This is a genomic window from Streptomyces canus (assembly GCF_001514145.1).
Taxonomy (GTDB): domain Bacteria; phylum Actinomycetota; class Actinomycetes; order Streptomycetales; family Streptomycetaceae; genus Streptomyces; species Streptomyces canus.
On record NZ_KQ948665.1, the window covers coordinates 16,969 to 33,175 of the forward strand.

Consider the following 16,207-nt stretch of genomic DNA (forward strand, 5'->3'; position numbering starts at 1 on the left):
CCACCGAGTTTTGGCCGGACCTCAATCGGCCGCTGGACCTACGACCTGCATGTTCGAGGGGTCGTACGGCCGCATCCACCGATCGGTTGATGCCGGGTCGAGCGCGACGGGCGATGTGGCGACGGGGTCCGTCCCGGGACGCTGATGCCATGTCCGTCATCGAAGTCAGCGAACTGCGCAAGTCCTACGGCGGCCGGGCCGTCGTCGACGGTGTCTCCTTCGCCGTCGAGGAGGGCGAGATTTTTGGAATTCTTGGCCCGAACGGCGCCGGGAAGACCACCACCGTCGAGTGCGTCGAGGGTCTGAGGATTCCCGACGCGGGCCGCGTGCGGGTGACCGGTCTCGACCCCGTCGCCGACCATGCGCGCGTGGCCCGCGTTCTCGGCGCCCAGCTCCAGGAGAGCGAACTCCAGGCCAAGCTCACCGTCCGCGAGGCCCTGGAGCTGTACACCGCGTTCCACGACAAGCCCCTCGACTGGCGCCCGCTCGCCGAGCGCCTGGGGCTCACCCAGAAGCTCACGACCCGGTTCGGCAAGCTCTCCGGTGGCCAGAAGCAGCGCCTGTTCATCGCGCTCGCGCTCGTCGGCAACCCCCGGGTCGTCGTTCTGGACGAGCTGACCACCGGCCTCGATCCGCGGGCCCGCCGCGACACCTGGGAGCTCATCGAGGACATCCGCGCGAACGGCGTCACCGTCCTGCTCGTCACGCACTTCATGGAGGAGGCGCAGCGGCTCTGCGACCGGATCGCCGTGATCGACAAGGGCCGGATCGCCGCCCTGGACACCCCGGCGGGCCTCATCCACCGCTCGGCGGGCGCCACCGTCATCAGCTTCACCCCGTCCGCCCCGCTCGACGCACACGACCTGAACACGCTGCCCGGCCTCGCCTCGATCGAGGACCGGGACGGCCGCCTCACCCTGTCCGGCACCGACGAGACCGTGAACGCCGTGATCACCCTGCTCGCCCGCCGGCACGTCACCGCCCACCAGCTCCGTGTCGTCGACGCCACCCTCGACGACGCCTTCCTCGACCTGACCCAGGAGGCCACGGCATGAACACCGCCGTACTGCGGACCGAGGTCCGACTCTTCCGCCGCGAACCGGGCGCCCTCTTCTGGATCCTGCTGTTCCCGACCCTGCTCCTGGTGATCCTCGGCTCGATCCCGTCCTTCCGGAACCACGAGGCCGACCTCGGCGGCCTCAGGACCATCGACGTCTACGTCCCGGTGGCCGTGCTCCTCGGTCTGATCGTCGGCGGCCTGCAGTCCATGCCACAGACCCTCACCGGCTACCGCGAGCGCGGCATCCTGCGCCGCATGTCCACCACCCCGGTCCGCCCGACCGCCCTGCTCACCGCGCAGATGACCGTCTACGGCGGCGCCGCCCTGGCATCCGCGCTGCTCGCCCTCCTCGTCGGGCGGTTCGCCTTCGCCGTACGACTGCCCGAGCAGCCGGCCGGATACCTGCTGGCCCTGGTGCCGGCCGTGCTGGTCGCCCTCGCGCTGGGCGCGGTGATCTCCGCGCTGTCCCGGACGACGAAGATCGCCGGTGCCATCGGGTCCGCCGTGTTCTTCCCGTCGATGTTCTGCGCGGGCGTGTGGGCGCCGGTGCAGACCATGCCGGACGTCCTCGCCCGGATCGTCGGGTACACCCCGTTCGGCGCGGCCGCCGAGGCCCTGAACCGGGCCGCGGCCGGCGACTGGCCGGGCTGGACCCACCTGGGCGTGCTCGTCGTGTGGACGGTGCTGCTCACGGCCGCCGCGTCGCGCTGGTTCCGCTGGGAGTGAGGGACGGGCCGTGCAGACTGGGGAGATGAACGCGTCGGACGCCAGGATCGACCGGTACTGGGAACGGCTGCACGTCTGGGGACCGTACGGGCTGCTCGGCACGAGTGTCGTCCTCGCGGTCGTCTCCGCGGGCATCATGGACGGTCCCGTCGACTGGTATCTCGTCGGGGCCATGGTCGTCGCCGCCATCGTCCTCCAGACGTGGTGGCACGGCACCCGGCACCGCCGCGTCAGGCGCGGCCGCAGCCCCTCCCGGGCCGGCACCGTGTACTACGCCGTGCGCTGGGCCATCGCCTTCGTGCTGACCTGGCTCAACCCGTTCTTCGCGTTCTACGCCGCCACCGGCTACATGGACGCCGACGAGCTGATCCCGGGCCTGTGGCGGCGGCTCGGACTGTTCGCGAGCGCGGTCACCGTGGCGGGCGCGCAGGCCGGCGGGCTGATGCCGGACAGCACGGCCCAGTGGCTCGGGTTCTCCGCGCTCCTGGCCGCCAACTTCGGCCTCCAGTCGGTGGTCGCCCACATCACCGAGCAGGAGGAGCAGCGCTCCCGCGAGCGCACCTCGACCATCGAGGCCCTGCAACAGGCGCTCGACGAGAACGCCGCCCTTCACGCCCAACTCCTCGTCCAGGCCAGGGAAGCGGGCGTCGCGGACGAGCGCCGGCGGCTCGCCGCCGAGATCCACGACACCCTCGCCCAGGGCTTGACCGGCATCATCGCCCAGCTCCAGGTGGTCGCGAACACGCCCGACGAGGGCCAGGCCCGGGAACACGTCCACCGCGCCATGGACCTCGCCCGGCACAGCCTCGGCGAGGCCCGCCGCTCGGTGCACAACCTCGCCCCCGTGGCGCTGGAGCACGACGGGCTGCCCCAGGCCCTGAAGAACACGGTCGCCGACTGGGGCGAACGGACCGGAATCCGCGCCGAGTTCACCGTCGCCGGAACAACCGAGCACCTTCACGACGAGCTCTCGGCCACCCTCCTGCGCATCGCCCAGGAAGCCCTCTCCAACGCCTCCCGGCACGCCCGGGCCGGCCGCCTCGGCGTCACCCTGACCTTCCTGGGCGACGAGGTCATCCTCGACATCCGCGACGACGGGGTCGGCTTCGATCCCCTCGCCGTTGCGCCCCGCTCCCGCACCGGCGGCTTCGGACTCGACGGCATGCGGGCCCGCGCCGAACGCATCGCGGGCTCCCTCACCGTCGAGTCCGAACCGGGCCACGGCACCGCGCTGTCGGCTCGCGTACCGTTGGTCCGCCATGACCAGTGACATCTCGGTGCTGATCGTCGACGACCATCCCGTCGTACGGGACGGTCTGCGCGGCATGTTCGAGTCCGCGCCCGGCTTCACCGTCCTCGGCGAGGCGTCCGACGGCGTCGAGGCCGTCGAGCGGGCGACCGCTCTCGATCCCGACGTGATCCTGATGGACCTGCGGATGCCGGGCGGGGGCGGGGTGGACGCCATCCGCGAGCTGACCCGCGCCCGGGCCCGGGCGAAGGTCCTCGTCCTGACGACGTACGACACGGACTCCGACACCCTGCCCGCCATCGAGGCGGGTGCGACCGGCTACCTCCTCAAGGACGCCCCGCGCGACGAGCTGTTCACGGCCGTGCGGGCCGCGGCGGCGGGCCGGACGGTCCTGTCCCCGGCCGTCGCCTCCCGCCTGGTCTCCGCTGTCCGCGCCCCCAGGGTCCCCGGCAACGAGCCTCTTTCCGCCCGTGAGCGCGAGGTGCTGGCCCTGGTCGCCAAAGGCACGTCCAACCGCGAGATCGCCCGCGAGCTGTTCATCAGCGAGGCGACCGTGAAGACCCATCTCACCCACCTGTACGCCAAGTTGGGCGTCAAGGACCGCGCGGCGGCGGTCGCGACGGCGTACGAGCGGGGCATCCTCGGCTAGCCGGCCAGGCCGGCGCGGTCCTGTCGTCTCACCCGGCCACCCGCAGCAGCAGCACCGCGCGCGCCGGAACCGTGATCGACGCCCCCGCCCGATGAACCACCCCCGGCGCCTCCTCCTGCTCCTCCCTCGACGTGTCGACGACGACCTCGTACCGCTCCGCCCACGGCGGCCCCGGCAGCAGGAAGCTCGCCGGCCGGTCCCCGGCGTGCAGGACGGCGAGGAAGCTGTCGTCCACGATCGGCGCGCCGCGTTCGTCCCGGCCGGGGATGTCCCGTCCCGACAGATACATGCCGAGCGTGCCGGCGGGGGCGTACCAGTCCCGCTCCGTCATCTCCGCGCCGCGAGCCGTGAACCAGGCCAGGTCGCGCAGGCCGTCCGCGGAGTGCGCCCGCCCCGAGAAGAACGCCCGGCGCCTGAGCACCGGGTGCCGATGGCGTAGTTCGATCAGCCGGGCGGTGAGGGCGAACAGGGCCTTCCAGCCGGGGTCCTCCAGCAGACCCCAGTCCACCCAGCTGATCTCGTTGTCCTGGCAGTACGCGTTGTTGTTGCCGCGCTGGGTGCGGCCCAGCTCGTCGCCGGCGACCAGCATCGGCACGCCCGTCGACAGCAGCAGCGTGGTGAGCAGGTTCCGCAACTGCCGCCGCCTGAGCGCCCGTACCCGCTCGTCGTCCGTCTCCCCCTCCGTCCCGCAGTTCCAGGCCCGGTTGTCGTCCGTGCCGTCCCGGTTGCCCTCGCCGTTCGCCTCGTTGTGTTTCCGCTCGTACGACACCAGGTCCCGCAGGGTGAAACCGTCGTGCGCGGTGATGAAGTTGACCGAGGCGTACGGTCGGCGCCCGCCCCAGGCGTACAGGTCGCTGGAACCGGAGAGGCGATACCCGAGATCCCGGACGTCCGGCAGGGCGCCCCGCCAGAAGTCCCGTACGGCGTTGCGATAGCGGTCGTTCCACTCCGTCCACAGGGGCGGGAAGGCGCCCACCTGGTAGCCCCCGGAGCCCACGTCCCAGGGCTCGGCGATCAGCTTCACGCGCCGCAGCACCGGGTCCTGGGCGATCACCGCGAGGAACGGGGACAGCATGTCGACGTCGTGCATGGAACGGGCCAGCGCGGCGGCCAGATCGAAGCGGAAGCCGTCCACGCCCATCTCCGTCACCCAGTAGCGCAGGGAGTCGGTGATCAGCCGTAGGACATGCGGCTGGACCACGTGCAGGGTGTTGCCGCAGCCCGTGTAGTCCGCGTAGCGCCGGGCGTCGGACTGCAACCGGTAGTACCCCCGGTTGTCGATGCCCTTCAGGGACAGCGTGGGCCCCAGCTCACCCGCCTCCGCCGTGTGGTTGTAGACCACGTCGAGGATGACCTCGATCCCGGCGGCGTGCAGTGCGCGCACCATGCGCTTGAACTCGCCGACCTGCTGACCCGTCGTACCGGAGGCCGCGTAGGCCGCGTGGGGCGCGAAGTAGCCGATCGAGTTGTAGCCCCAGTAGTTCTTGAGGCCGCGCCGCAGCAGGTGGTCCTCGTGCGCGAACTGGTGGACGGGGAGCAGCTCCACGGCCGTGACGCCGAGTTTCACGAGGTGCTCGATCGCGGCCGGGTGCGCCAGCCCGGCGTACGTCCCGCGCAGTTCCTCGGGGATGCCGGGGTGCAGCGCGGTGAACCCCCGCACATGCACCTCGTAGATCACCGAGTCGGCCCACGGGGTCTTCGGGCGACGGTCCTCGGCCCAGTCGTCGTCATCGTGGACGACCACGCCCTTCGGGACGTACGGCGCCGAGTCCCGGTCGTCCCGTACGGTGTCCGCGACCTGCTGCTGGGGCCAGTCGCGGACATGGCCGTACACCTCGGGCGGCAGGCTGAAGTCGCCGTCCACCGCGCGGGCGTACGGGTCGAGGAGCAGCTTCGAGGGGTTCCAGCGGCCGCCGGTCCACGGGTCCCAGCGGCCGTGCACCCTGAAGCCGTAGCGCTGGCCGGGCATGACACCGGGCACGAAGCCGTGCCAGATCTCGTGGGTGAGCTCGGTGAGGCGGGCCCGGGTCTCCTTGCCGGCCGCGTCGAACAGACACAGCTCGACCGCCTCGGCCCCGCCCGCCCACAGCGCGAAGTTGGTTCCCGCCACCCCGTCCGGACCGACCCGGAACCGGGCGCCCAGCGGCGTCGGCGCCCCGGGCCACACCGGTGCGGCGGGCGCCTTGCGCTGCGCGCCGTTCACCAGCGCGGCGGGGCGCTCCTCGGCGGCTTCGGTCACCGCCTCCTGCTCGGCTGCGCTGGACACCGGTCGGCCTCCCACGGCTCATGGAGCAACGCGGAAAAGGGCGCACGGCGTCCCGGCCGCGACACCCCCTCGCGTCGTTCTCCCCACTGTTCTGCCCAGCGCTTGCCTCGCACTCACGTTTCGCTGCGTTTGCTTGGGCCGGGCGCCCGAGGATATGCCAGGTCAGGTTGTGAGGCGGCTGCGGGGCGGTGTACGTCCGGTGGCGCAGTTCCTCGCGATCCCGAGGGGCGCGTCCGTGGTGCCGTAGTGCCAAAGAGTGGACGTGTCTGTGGCCGCCGACCTCACGTTTCCCCGGGTGGGCCCGGTCGTTGGGCTGGGTGTGAGGCAGAGACTAGGGCGCGCTCGGCGCGCAGGGGCCGTTCTGGCCGCCGTCATGACATGGGCAGGACTGCTGGCCGGAGTCGCCGGCTGTACGGCGGACGGGGGTGGCGGGATCGGCGGTGTCGGCGGATTCGGGAAGCCTCCCGCCCCCGAGGACGTGATCAGGGTCGCGCCCGACGACGGCACCAAGGGCGTGCCGCCCGAGGAGAGGCTGCGGGTCCGGGTCCCCAGCGGACGCCTCGAGTCGGTCACCGTCGTCAAGTCCCAGGACGCGCAGGACTTCCCGGTGCCCGGGCGCATCTCGGAGGACGGCCTGCGCTGGGAACCCGACGAGGCGCAGCTGGCGCTGGCCGCCAAGTACACCGTCGACGCGGTCGCCCTGGACGCACACGGCCGCCGCTCGGCCCGGCACACGACGTTCACCACCTATGTCCCCGAGGAACGTTTCATCGGGTACGTCAGCCCCGAGAACCGCTCCACCGTCGGCACCGGGATGATCGTCTCCGTGGAGTTCAACCGGGAGATCGAGGACCGCGCCGCCGTCGAACGCGCCGTACACGTCACCTCGAAGCCGCCCGTCGAGATCCGCCCGCACTGGTTCGGCAACGGCCGCCTCGACTTCCGTCCCGAGCGCTACTGGACGCCCGGCACCCGTGTGACGGTCGCGCTCCGACTCCGTGATGTGCAAGGGGCGTCGGGCGTCTACGGCCTCCAGCACCGGACCTTCTCCTTCACCGTCGGACGCAGCCAGATCTCCCTCGTCGACGCGGCCCGGCACACCATGCAGGTCAGACGGGACGGTGAACTGCTCGCCACCGTGCCGATCACCGCGGGCGCCCCGAAGACGACCACGTACAACGGCAAGATGGTCATCACCGAGATGCTCGAGGTGACCCGGATGAACAGCCGCACGGTCGGCTTCGGCGGCGAGTACGACATCCCGGACGTCCCGCACGCCCTGCGTCTGACCGACTCCGGCACCTTCCTGCACGGCAACTACTGGGCGCCCACCGCCCCCGGCAGGATCAATGTCAGCCACGGCTGTGTGGGCCTCAGGGACGTGAAGGGCGGCAGCTCGGACACACCCGCGGGCTGGTTCTTCGACCGCAGCCTGGTCGGGGACGTCGTCGAGGTCGTCCACAGCAATGACAAAAAGGTCGCTCCCGACAATGGACTCGGAGGATGGAATATGGGCTGGAAGGAGTGGAAGGCGGGCAGTGCGGTGAAGTAACCCGGCAGGGGGGCGGGTCGGCCCAACTTTCCGTTGAAGTTGGGACGGAATGGTGACCTTGGGCTCACACGATGCTCAAAACTCTGCGGTTAATATTCGCCAACGCGTTCGTGGAACGCGCTGGGGAGCGGGCCTGACCAGGCCCTTCGAGGGGAGAAAGACTTGAACGTGCGACCGATATCGGGGGCGTCGGTTGACGCGCGGGGGCGCGGGACCAAGGGGCTGCTGGCGCTGATACTCGGCGTTCTGCTGCTGGCCGTCACCGCCTGCGGCGGGGGAGATTCCGGATCCGGTGACGCCAAGGCCGAGAAGGGCGACTCGTCCGCCACCGAGACCAAGCAGTCCGAGGCGGTCGTCTCCATCACCCCGAAGGACGGGGCGAAGTCCGTCGACACCAGCGGCGCCCTCAAGGTCGGTGCCACCAAGGGCAAGCTGACCGAGGTCCAGGTCAAGGACGCCAAGGGCACCGCGATAGCGGGGAAGATAACCGGCGACGGCGCCTCCTGGATGCCGTCCACCCACCTCGCCTCCGGCACCGCCTACACCGTGCACGCGGTCGCGAAGGACGCCAAGGGCCGTACGGCGGCCGAGGACTCCAGCTTCACCACCCTGACTCCGAAGAACACCTTCACCGGCACGTTCACGCCCGAGGACGGTTCGACCGTCGGCGTCGGAATGCCGTTCTCCATCCGCTTCACCCGGGGCATCACCAGCCCCGCGGACGTCGAGAAGGCCATCACGATCAAGACCTCGCCCGCGGTCGACGTCGAGGGCCACTGGTTCGGCAACGACCGCCTGGACTTCCGTCCCGAGCAGTACTGGAAGGAAGGCACCAAGGTCACCGTCGACCTCAACCTGAACGGGGTCGAGGGCCGCGACGGCGTCTACGGCAAGCAGGACAAGACCGTCTCCTTCACCATCGGCCGCAACCAGGTCTCCGTCGTGGACGCCAAGAAGCACACGATGAAGGTCAGCCAGGACGGCAAGACCATCAAGACCATCAAGGTCACCACCGGCAAGCCCGGTTACGACACCTGGAACGGCCAGATGGTCATCAGTGAGAAGCTCGCGGTGACCCGGATGAACGGCGAGACCGTCGGCTACGGCGGCGAGTACGACATCAAGGACGTCCCGCACGCCGCCCGGCTGACCGACTCCGGCACCTTCATCCACGGCAACTACTGGGGCGGCGACGCCTTCGGCAACTACAACGCCAGCCACGGCTGCGTGGGCCTGCGTGACGTCAAGGGCGGTTATGACAGCGGTGTGCCGGCCGCCTGGTTCTTCAACCACTCACTGATCGGCGACGTGGTCGTGGTCAAGAACTCCGACGACGCGACCGTCGCGCCGGAGAACGGCCTCAACGGCTGGAACATGTCGTGGGAGAAGTGGAAGGCGTGAGCGGCGGCTTCTGAAGCACGGCTTGCGCGGTCCCGGTGTGAGGTACGGCACCGGGACCGTTGCCGTTAGTCGCCGTTAACCTGCTGGCATGACCGTGAATCTCGAAGTCGCCGAAGGCGTCGGCACCATCCGTCTCGACCGCCCGCCCATGAACGCGCTGGACGTGGCCACCCAGGACCGGTTGAAGGAGCTCGCCGAGGAGGCGACCCGGCGCGAGGACGTGCGTGCCGTGATCCTGTACGGCGGGGAGAAGGTGTTCGCGGCCGGCGCGGACATCAAGGAGATGCAGAACATGGACCACACCGCGATGGTCCTGCGCGCCCGCGCCCTGCAGGACGCCTTCACGGCCGTGGCCCGTATCCCCAAGCCCGTCGTCGCGGCCGTCACCGGGTACGCCCTGGGCGGCGGCTGCGAGCTCGCGCTGTGCGCGGACTTCCGGATCGCCGCGGAGAACGCCAAGCTGGGGCAGCCGGAGATCCTGCTCGGCCTGATCCCCGGCGCGGGCGGCACCCAGCGGCTCGCCCGGCTGGTCGGCCCGTCCAAGGCGAAGGACCTGATCTTCACGGGTCGTATGGTCAAGGCCGACGAGGCGCTGACGCTGGGCCTCGTGGACCGGGTCGTGCCCGCCGACGAGGTGTACGCCGAGGCGCACGCCTGGGCGGCCAGGCTCGCGCAGGGACCGGCGATCGCCCTGCGCGCGGCGAAGGAGTCGATCGACACCGGGCTGGAGACCGACATCGAGACGGGCCTCGCGGTGGAACGGAACTGGTTCGCCGGTCTGTTCGCCACGGAGGACCGCGAACGCGGCATGAAGAGCTTCGTCGAGGAAGGCCCCGGCAAGGCGAAATTCCTCTGAACCGCTTGCAATTGACGCGATGTCTGATCCGAGTCCCTCGATGGGGCGGTTTATGGGAGCCTTAACGCAACCTTAAGTCTGCCTTGTCGAGGGAGCCGGTCGATTGCCTCCCAGTGAGACTCCGCCGCAGGTCAGCAGGGCTGTCGAAGGCACCAAAGTGCCTTTGGCATATGCCGATCGACTCCGTCGGAACGACGCATTCCGGGGGGCGTATTCGTCAGGAACGGCCCCGGAGGGCGCTGTGGGCGGCCATGATGGGGGCATGGCGGGGCTGGAGGGTTTCGAACAGCCGCGGGGAGACGGCCGTACGACGGCGGCGCGCTGGTCTCCGGCGGTCGAGGACGAGCACGCACTGAAGGCGCTCGAACTGTTCGGAAATCCCACAGAGGCCGAGGTCGCGTTGCCGTCCCGGCCGGAGTCCGCGGCGACCGCGCGGCGCTTGACCCAGGTGATCGTTCTTCGGCACTGGGGCCTCACTCCGAAGATGACCGAGGACGCGGTGTTACTCGTGTCCGAACTGGTGGGGAACGCGGTGCGGCATACGGGCGCGCGGGTGTTCGGTCTGCGGATGCGGCGTCGTCGGGGGTGGATCCGGATAGAGGTGCGCGATCCGTCCCGGGGGTTGCCCTGTCTGATGCCGGTGCAGGAGATGGACGTCAGCGGGCGAGGGCTGTTCCTCGTGGACAAGCTCTCGGACCGGTGGGGCGTGGACCTGCTGCCTCGTGGGAAGACAACCTGGTTCGAGATGCGGGTGGCTGACAGGTAGTCGGTGGGTCGATCAGCGGCATTCTCTGACATAACCACTTAAATGGGGCGGGTGACCGCTACCGATCGTCGGGCAGTGCTGCTCGCCACCGCCGGGCTGGCGCTGGCCGCGGGATGTGCGAGCAGCAGTGGTGCCGTCGCCCATCCAGTCCGTTCCGCCAGCACAGCTCCCGCTCTCCCCGCCCAGCTCACCCACGGCCCCCGCGACCGCCCCCGGGTCGCCCTCACCTTTCACGGCGACGGTGATCCCGCGACCGCCCGCACCCTGCTCACCGAAGCCGAGAAGCACGGTGCCCGGGTCACCGTCCTCGCCGTGGGCACATGGCTCGACGCGCACCCCGACCTCGCCCGCCGCATTCTCGACGGCGGCCACGACCTCGGCAATCACACCCTGCGCCACCTCGACATCAACGCGATGTCCGAGACCGAGGCCAGAGAAGAGATCACCGGGTGCGCGGAACGGCTGAAGCGGCTCACCGGGTCGGTCGGGACCTGGTTCCGGCCCTCCCGCACGCCCGTCGCCTCACCCCTCGTCACGCGACTGGCCCAGGAGGCCGGCTACCCCCACGTCCTCTCCTACGACGTCGACTCCCTCGACTTCACCTCGCCCGGCGCCCCCGTCGTCGCCCGCAAGGTTCTCGCCGAGATCCGCGAAGGGTCCGTGGTGAGCATGCACTTCGGGTACGCCGACACGATCGCCGCCCTCCCCGTCGTACTGGAAGAACTCGACCGGCGCGGCCTGGCCGCGGTGACCACCACGGAGCTGTTCAGCTGATGCGCCCCACACCCATGAAGCGCCACCTCGTGAAGAGCGCCCTGATCGCGGTCGCCGCGTTCGTCGCCCTCGCCGCCTGCGGCACCGAGTCCAGGGACCGGGCGAACCAGGCCCTGGGCACCAAGGCGGCCGTGCCCGCCCCGGTCAAACCGGTGCGGAGGCCGGTCCCGGGGCTGCCCGGGATGCCGCCCCTCCTCGACCCGAAGGACGTGTACGCGGCCGACCGCCCCAACAGGCTGTCGCCGGTGGTCAAGGACTTCCCGTCGCGGGTCTATGTGCCCAACACCGAGTCCGACACGGTCTCCGTCATCGACCCGAAGACGTACGAGATCATCGAGACGATCCACGTGGGGCGGCAGCCCCAGCACGTCGTGCCCTCCTGGGACCTGAAGACCCTCTGGGTCAACAACAACCGCGGGCACACCCTCACACCGATCGACCCGAGGACCGGGAAGGCAGGCAAGCCGGTCGACGTGCACGACCCGTACAACCTCTACTTCACACCCAACGGCAAGTACGCGGTCGTGATGGCCTCCCTCGACCGCGAGCTCGTCTTCCGCGACCCGCACACCATGGAGCGGGTCAAGACCGTGCCGGTCAGCTGCTACGGCGTCAACCACGCCGACTTCTCCCTGGACGGGAGGTACTTCATCGTGTCCTGCGAGTTCAGCGGTGAGCTGCTGAAGGTCGACACCGAGAAGATGAAGGTGATCGGGCAGCAGAAGCTCCCCTTCGACGGGGCCATGCCGCAGGACGTCAAGGTCTCGCCCGACGGGAAGCGGTTCTACGTCGCGGACATGATGGCCGACGGGATGTGGGTCCTGGACGGTGACACCTTCGGCAGGCCGACACTGCTGCCCACCGGCAAGGGCACCCACGGTCTCTACGTCAGCCGCGACTCGCGCGAGATGTATGTCTCCAACCGTGGCGAAGGAACCGTCTCCGTCTTCGACTTCACCCAGAACAGGCTCACCAAGAAGTGGCAGCTCCCTCACGGCGGCAGCCCCGACATGGGCGGCGTCTCGGCCGACGGCAAGGTCCTGTGGCTGTCCGGCCGCTACAACTCCGAGGTCTACGCCATCGACACTCGCACCGGCGCGCAGCTGGCCCGCGTCAAGGTCGGCAGCGGCCCGCACGGGCTCGCCGTCTATCCGCAGCCGGGGCGGTACTCACTCGGTCACACCGGCATCTTCCGCTGAACCGCCGAGCACCCGCGGGGTCGTGGCGAGCAGCACCGCCTCCGCGCCCACCGGACGGTAACCGGCCGCCTGGAACGCCCGCATGCTGCGGGCGTTCCCCGGTGAGACCTGGGCCCACAGCGGTTCGGTGACGAGATGCCTGGCCGCGGTCACCAGCGCACGCCCCAGCCCCCGGTGCCGTACGTCCTCGTCCACCTCCACCGAGACCTCCAGGCGACCGCCGACCCCGCGCCCCGTCACCAGCACCCCGCCCTGCGCGGTCCAGGCCCGGATGTCGTCGCGCCGCCTGCGGGCGTAGGCGACCCGGGGATGGTTCGCGTCCTCGATCTCCTTCAGCGCGAGCGGCGCTCCGCCCGGCAGCGGGTCGGCGACCAGCATCGCGTCGATGGTCTCGGACCTGCGTCCGGTCCGGTCCAGGAGGGCGGTCAGGAACCGCGGGTTCAGCGTCGCGGCCAGCGCGTCGCAGTCCAGGCCGCGCAGGGTGGCGTGGACCCACTCGGGGTCCTCGTCGGTGAAGACGACCGAGTGTGCCGTGAAGGACAGCACGCCCGCGTCCCGGTGACATGCCTGCGGTACGACCGTCGTGCCGCCGTCCGCGGGCGGGAAGACACCGCGGGCCGCCGCGTCGAGAATGTCCCGCAAGGTCTCCATCACACCGCTCCTCGAGACGCCACCCAGTGGAAGACCCACACTCGCAGACATGATCGAGGACGGCACCGCGGTTTTCCCCGGGTGGTCGCCGCACCGGACGTCGGGGCGGGCGGCTAATCTGACCTGCGGCAGTAAGCCGGCAGGACACGACGAAGGCAAGAAAAGGGGCGGACCGGTGGCGCACATCGACATCGAGGAAGCACGCAAGCAGTTCGAGCGGATCGATGCGGACGGGGACGGCACCATCACCGCCGCCGAGTTCAAGTCCGCCCTGGCCCAGGGCGGCGACTGGAACGTGACCGAGTCGGTCGCCGAGGCGATCATCAAGAGCCGCGACCTGAACGGCGACAAGCTCCTGTCGTTCGACGAGTTCTGGGCCTTCCTGAACAAGTAGAGCCGACGGTGAGGGGGGCGCTCCGCGAGCTTCGGCAAGCTTCGGTGAGCGCCCCCTTCGTCATGCCCCGCCCCGGATCCGTACCGTCCAGCGACCGTCGTGGCGCTCAAGGACCAGCGGCAGGTCGAAGCACTTGCCGACCTGGTCACCGGTCAGGACGTCCGACGCCGGACCCTGCACGAGGACCCGGCCCTCGCGCAGCAGCATCGCGTGGGTGGTGCCGGCCGGGAGCTCCTCCAGATGGTGGGTGACCAGGACCGTCGCCAGTGCCGGATGCTCCCGGCGCAGGGCGCCCAGGGCCTCGATCAGCTGCTCCCGGCCCGGGAGGTCGAGGCCGGTCGCCGGTTCGTCGAGAAGGAGCAGCCGCGGCTCGGGCATCAGCGCGCGGGCGATGAGCGTACGGCCGCGCTGACCCTGCGAGAGCGTAGGCCAGCGGGCGTCGCCGAGGTCGGCGAGGCCGAGGGTGCCGATGAGCCGGGCGGCCCTGTCCCGCTGCCCCTGCGTCGGCCGCCAACGGGGGAGCGGGGCGACGGAGTTGGTCAGCCCGGTCAGCACGATGTCCCGGACCCGCAGGGGCTCGGTGAGCGGATGGCGCGGGTCGACGTGACCGACGTGGGCGCGCAGCTCCCGCAGGTCGACCCGGCCGAGCCGGCGGCCCAGCACCTCCACCGTGCCGCGGGTGGGGTGGACCAGGGCGCCGCACAGGCTGAGCAGGGTGGACTTGCCCGCGCCGTTGGCGCCCAGGAGCGCCCAGTGCTCGCCGGCCCGGACGGTCAGGGAGACCTCCTGGAGGATCGGCCTCCCGTCCCGGACGACATGCACGTCCTCGGCGCGCAGGACCTCCGTCACCGCATCGCCCGGTTCAGCGCGGACAGCACGGCCTGGACGCCGGCGGCCGGACCCACGCCGGCGCCCCAGGCCGTCGTACGGCCGTTGACGCGGCACTCGGCGTAGGCCGCCGTGCCGTCCTCGGCGAAGTCGACGACCTCGACGGCGTACCCGGCACCGGCGAGCGCGTCCACGAAGGCCGAGAGCGGACTGGTGCCGGTGCCCTCGTGGTCGCCGACGCGCTCGTCGCACTCCAGCGTGCCGACGAAGCGGTGGACGCCGGGCGCCTCCTCGTACGCCGTCCCGTCGTGCAGCCGGACCTCGCCCTCCCTCAGATAGGTGGCCCTGAACAGCTCGTACAGCTCCTTGGGACTCATCTCCCGGCCGCTCGTGTCGGTGGCCTCCTGGACGGCCCGGGAGAAGTCGGGGCGCATGCGGGGCGGCAGGTCGATGCCGTGGTGGGTGCGCAGCAGATACGCCGTTCCGCCCTTGCCGGACTGGGAGTTGACGCGGATCACCGCCTCGTACGTCCGCCCGATGTCGGCCGGGTCGATCGGCAGGTACGGGACCTGCCAGGGCTCCTCCGGGTGCCCGACCCGGTGCGCGAGGCCCTTGCTGATGGCGTCCTGGTGGGTGCCGGAGAAGGCGGTGTGGACGAGTTCGCCGGCGTACGGATGGCGGGGGTGCACGGGCAGCCGGTTGCAGTGCTCGACCGTCTCGCGGACGGCGTCGATGTCGCCGAAGTCGACCATCGGGTCCACCCCTTGGGCGTACAGATTCATCGCGAGGGTCACCAGGTCGACGTTGCCGGTGCGCTCGCCGTTGCCGAACAGACAGCCCTCCACCCGCTGGGCGCCGGCCAGCACGGCGAGTTCGGCGCAGGCGACGCCGGTGCCGCGGTCGTTGTGCGGGTGGACGGAGAGGATCACGGCGTCGCGGCGGGCCAGGTGGCGGTCGACGTACTCGATCTGGTCGGCGTAGACGTTCGGGGTGGCGATCTCGACGGTCGCGGGCAGGTTGTGGGTGACCGGGCGGTCGGGGCTCGCGTCCCACAGCTCTGTCAGTCCGTCGCACAGCTCCAGGACGAAGTCCGGCTCGGTGAGGTTGAAGGTCTCGGGGGAGAACTGGAAACGCACGGCTGTGCCCTTGAGGGCCTCGGCCCGCCGCGCCATGTGCTCGGCCGCCTCCCGAACGGTCCGCCACACCTCCCTCCGGTCCCGGCCCAGGACGACGTCCCGCCACACCGGTGAGGTTGCGATGTACAGATGGACGACGGCACGCGGCAGTCCGGCGATCGAGTCGAAGGTACGGTCGATCAGGTCGGTGCGGGCCGGAGTGAAGACGACGGGAGTGACGTCGTCGGGGACGGCCCCGCCGGTCACCAGATGCCGTACGAAGTCGAAGTCGGCGCGGCTCGCGGAGGGATAGCCGACCTCGATCTCCTTGAAGCCGGTGCGCACCAGCAGGTCGAAGAAGCGGCTCTTGCGGGCGGTGTCCATCGGCTCGGCGAGGGCCTGGTTGCCGTCGCGCAGGTCGACGGGGACCCAGAGGGGGGCGTGCTCGATGCGCGCGGAGGGCCAGCTCCGGTCGCTGACCGGGACGTTCACGCGGTCCTCGAAGGGGCGGTAGCGGTGGAAGGGCATGGGGCTGGGCCGCTGGGGGTTCCAGACGGAGGTCACGGTGGGTCCTTCGGCTCGGTCGGTCGACGGAGACCGGCAGCACGGCGTCCCGCGGCGGGGTGCCGGTCGCGTCAGGCCCCGCCGCGGCAGCCGAGAAGGAGCAGACCGCTGAGCGTCATGCCGGTAGGCTAGCCACCCCTCAGGTCCTCAGACAAGT

At 70.6% G+C, this 16,207-nt stretch carries 15 protein-coding genes; 11 read left to right on the forward strand and 4 right to left on the reverse strand.

The window, feature by feature from the left end:
• The first annotated feature begins 149 nt into the window (after positions 1-149).
• From AQJ46_RS29035 to AQJ46_RS29050, 4 genes are read left to right on the forward strand one after another with little or no spacing between them, the layout of a single operon-like run.
• Entirely contained in the window at positions 150-1,055 is a 906-nt protein-coding gene (locus AQJ46_RS29035) for an ABC transporter ATP-binding protein (protein ID WP_059208390.1), read from the forward strand.
• Positions 1,052-1,786, forward strand: a complete 735-nt coding sequence (locus AQJ46_RS29040; RefSeq protein WP_059208391.1) for an ABC transporter permease — start codon at positions 1,052-1,054, stop codon at positions 1,784-1,786. The genes AQJ46_RS29035 and AQJ46_RS29040 overlap by 4 nt, the downstream gene beginning before the upstream one ends.
• Before the next feature lie 25 nt (positions 1,787-1,811).
• Positions 1,812-3,056: a sensor histidine kinase gene (locus AQJ46_RS29045; protein WP_059208392.1), complete on the forward strand. Its 1,245-nt coding sequence runs from the start codon at positions 1,812-1,814 to the stop codon at positions 3,054-3,056.
• The gene (locus AQJ46_RS29050; protein WP_059208393.1) at positions 3,046-3,684 is read left to right on the forward strand and encodes a response regulator; all 639 of its coding nucleotides are present in this window, start codon (positions 3,046-3,048) and stop codon (positions 3,682-3,684) included. The genes AQJ46_RS29045 and AQJ46_RS29050 overlap by 11 nt, the downstream gene beginning before the upstream one ends.
• 28 nt (positions 3,685-3,712) lie before the next feature.
• Here the strand turns inward: AQJ46_RS29050 and glgX are convergent, their stop codons facing one another.
• On the reverse strand, positions 3,713-5,950 hold the full coding sequence (gene glgX, locus AQJ46_RS29055; RefSeq protein ID WP_059208394.1) for a glycogen debranching protein GlgX: 2,238 nt from the start codon (positions 5,948-5,950) through the stop codon (positions 3,713-3,715).
• Between the two features lie 319 nt (positions 5,951-6,269).
• Between glgX and AQJ46_RS29060 the strand changes: the two genes are divergently transcribed.
• From AQJ46_RS29060 to AQJ46_RS29085, 6 genes are all read left to right on the forward strand, one after another.
• Positions 6,270-7,502, forward strand: coding sequence for a L,D-transpeptidase (locus tag AQJ46_RS29060; protein ID WP_059208627.1), 1,233 nt, complete (start codon positions 6,270-6,272; stop codon positions 7,500-7,502).
• Between the two features lie 162 nt (positions 7,503-7,664).
• On the forward strand, positions 7,665-8,903 hold the full coding sequence (locus AQJ46_RS29065; RefSeq protein ID WP_208617003.1) for a L,D-transpeptidase: 1,239 nt from the start codon (positions 7,665-7,667) through the stop codon (positions 8,901-8,903).
• An 88-nt stretch (positions 8,904-8,991) separates the two neighbouring features.
• The gene (locus tag AQJ46_RS29070) at positions 8,992-9,759 is read left to right on the forward strand and encodes an enoyl-CoA hydratase/isomerase family protein (RefSeq protein WP_059208395.1); all 768 of its coding nucleotides are present in this window, start codon (positions 8,992-8,994) and stop codon (positions 9,757-9,759) included.
• Positions 9,760-9,916: 157 nt separating this feature from the next.
• Positions 9,917-10,525, forward strand: a complete 609-nt coding sequence (locus AQJ46_RS29075) for an ATP-binding protein (RefSeq protein WP_079072469.1) — start codon at positions 9,917-9,919, stop codon at positions 10,523-10,525.
• Positions 10,526-10,567: 42 nt separating this feature from the next.
• Positions 10,568-11,299, forward strand: coding sequence for a polysaccharide deacetylase family protein (locus AQJ46_RS29080; RefSeq protein ID WP_059208397.1), 732 nt, complete (start codon positions 10,568-10,570; stop codon positions 11,297-11,299).
• A 14-nt stretch (positions 11,300-11,313) separates the two neighbouring features.
• Positions 11,314-12,498: a YncE family protein gene (locus AQJ46_RS29085; RefSeq protein WP_059208398.1), complete on the forward strand. Its 1,185-nt coding sequence runs from the start codon at positions 11,314-11,316 to the stop codon at positions 12,496-12,498.
• Here the strand turns inward: AQJ46_RS29085 and AQJ46_RS29090 are convergent.
• Positions 12,469-13,149: a GNAT family N-acetyltransferase gene (locus AQJ46_RS29090; RefSeq protein ID WP_059208399.1), complete on the reverse strand. Its 681-nt coding sequence runs from the start codon at positions 13,147-13,149 to the stop codon at positions 12,469-12,471. The genes AQJ46_RS29085 and AQJ46_RS29090 overlap by 30 nt on opposite strands.
• Before the next feature lie 175 nt (positions 13,150-13,324).
• Between AQJ46_RS29090 and AQJ46_RS29095 the strand changes: the two genes are divergently transcribed.
• Positions 13,325-13,543 carry an EF-hand domain-containing protein gene (locus tag AQJ46_RS29095; protein WP_020121116.1) on the forward strand — a complete coding sequence of 73 codons (219 nt, stop codon included), beginning with the start codon at positions 13,325-13,327 and terminating at the stop codon, positions 13,541-13,543.
• A gap of 60 nt (positions 13,544-13,603) precedes the next feature.
• On the opposite strand, the gene AQJ46_RS29100 is transcribed toward AQJ46_RS29095, so the two are convergent.
• Positions 13,604-14,392 carry an ABC transporter ATP-binding protein gene (locus AQJ46_RS29100; protein WP_059208400.1) on the reverse strand — a complete coding sequence of 263 codons (789 nt, stop codon included), beginning with the start codon at positions 14,390-14,392 and terminating at the stop codon, positions 13,604-13,606.
• Positions 14,389-16,014, reverse strand: coding sequence for a 2-isopropylmalate synthase (locus AQJ46_RS29105; RefSeq protein WP_059208629.1), 1,626 nt, complete (start codon positions 16,012-16,014; stop codon positions 14,389-14,391). Before AQJ46_RS29105 ends, AQJ46_RS29100 begins: the two co-directional genes overlap by 4 nt.
• Positions 16,015-16,207: the final 193 nt, after the last annotated feature.

Coding starts and splice junctions, on each gene's coding strand:
- AQJ46_RS29070 (WP_059208395.1), top strand. CDS start 8,992: ATGACCGTGAATCTCGAAGTCGCCGAAGGCGTCGGCACCATCCGTCTC.
- AQJ46_RS29080 (WP_059208397.1), top strand. CDS start 10,568: ATGGGGCGGGTGACCGCTACCGATCGTCGGGCAGTGCTGCTCGCCACC.
- AQJ46_RS29035 (WP_059208390.1), top strand. CDS start 150: ATGTCCGTCATCGAAGTCAGCGAACTGCGCAAGTCCTACGGCGGCCGG.
- AQJ46_RS29085 (WP_059208398.1), top strand. CDS start 11,314: ATGAAGCGCCACCTCGTGAAGAGCGCCCTGATCGCGGTCGCCGCGTTC.
- AQJ46_RS29090 (WP_059208399.1), bottom strand. CDS start 13,149: ATGGAGACCTTGCGGGACATTCTCGACGCGGCGGCCCGCGGTGTCTTC.
- AQJ46_RS29105 (WP_059208629.1), bottom strand. CDS start 16,014: ATGCCCTTCCACCGCTACCGCCCCTTCGAGGACCGCGTGAACGTCCCG.
- AQJ46_RS29050 (WP_059208393.1), top strand. CDS start 3,046: ATGACCAGTGACATCTCGGTGCTGATCGTCGACGACCATCCCGTCGTA.
- AQJ46_RS29045 (WP_059208392.1), top strand. CDS start 1,812: ATGAACGCGTCGGACGCCAGGATCGACCGGTACTGGGAACGGCTGCAC.
- AQJ46_RS29040 (WP_059208391.1), top strand. CDS start 1,052: ATGAACACCGCCGTACTGCGGACCGAGGTCCGACTCTTCCGCCGCGAA.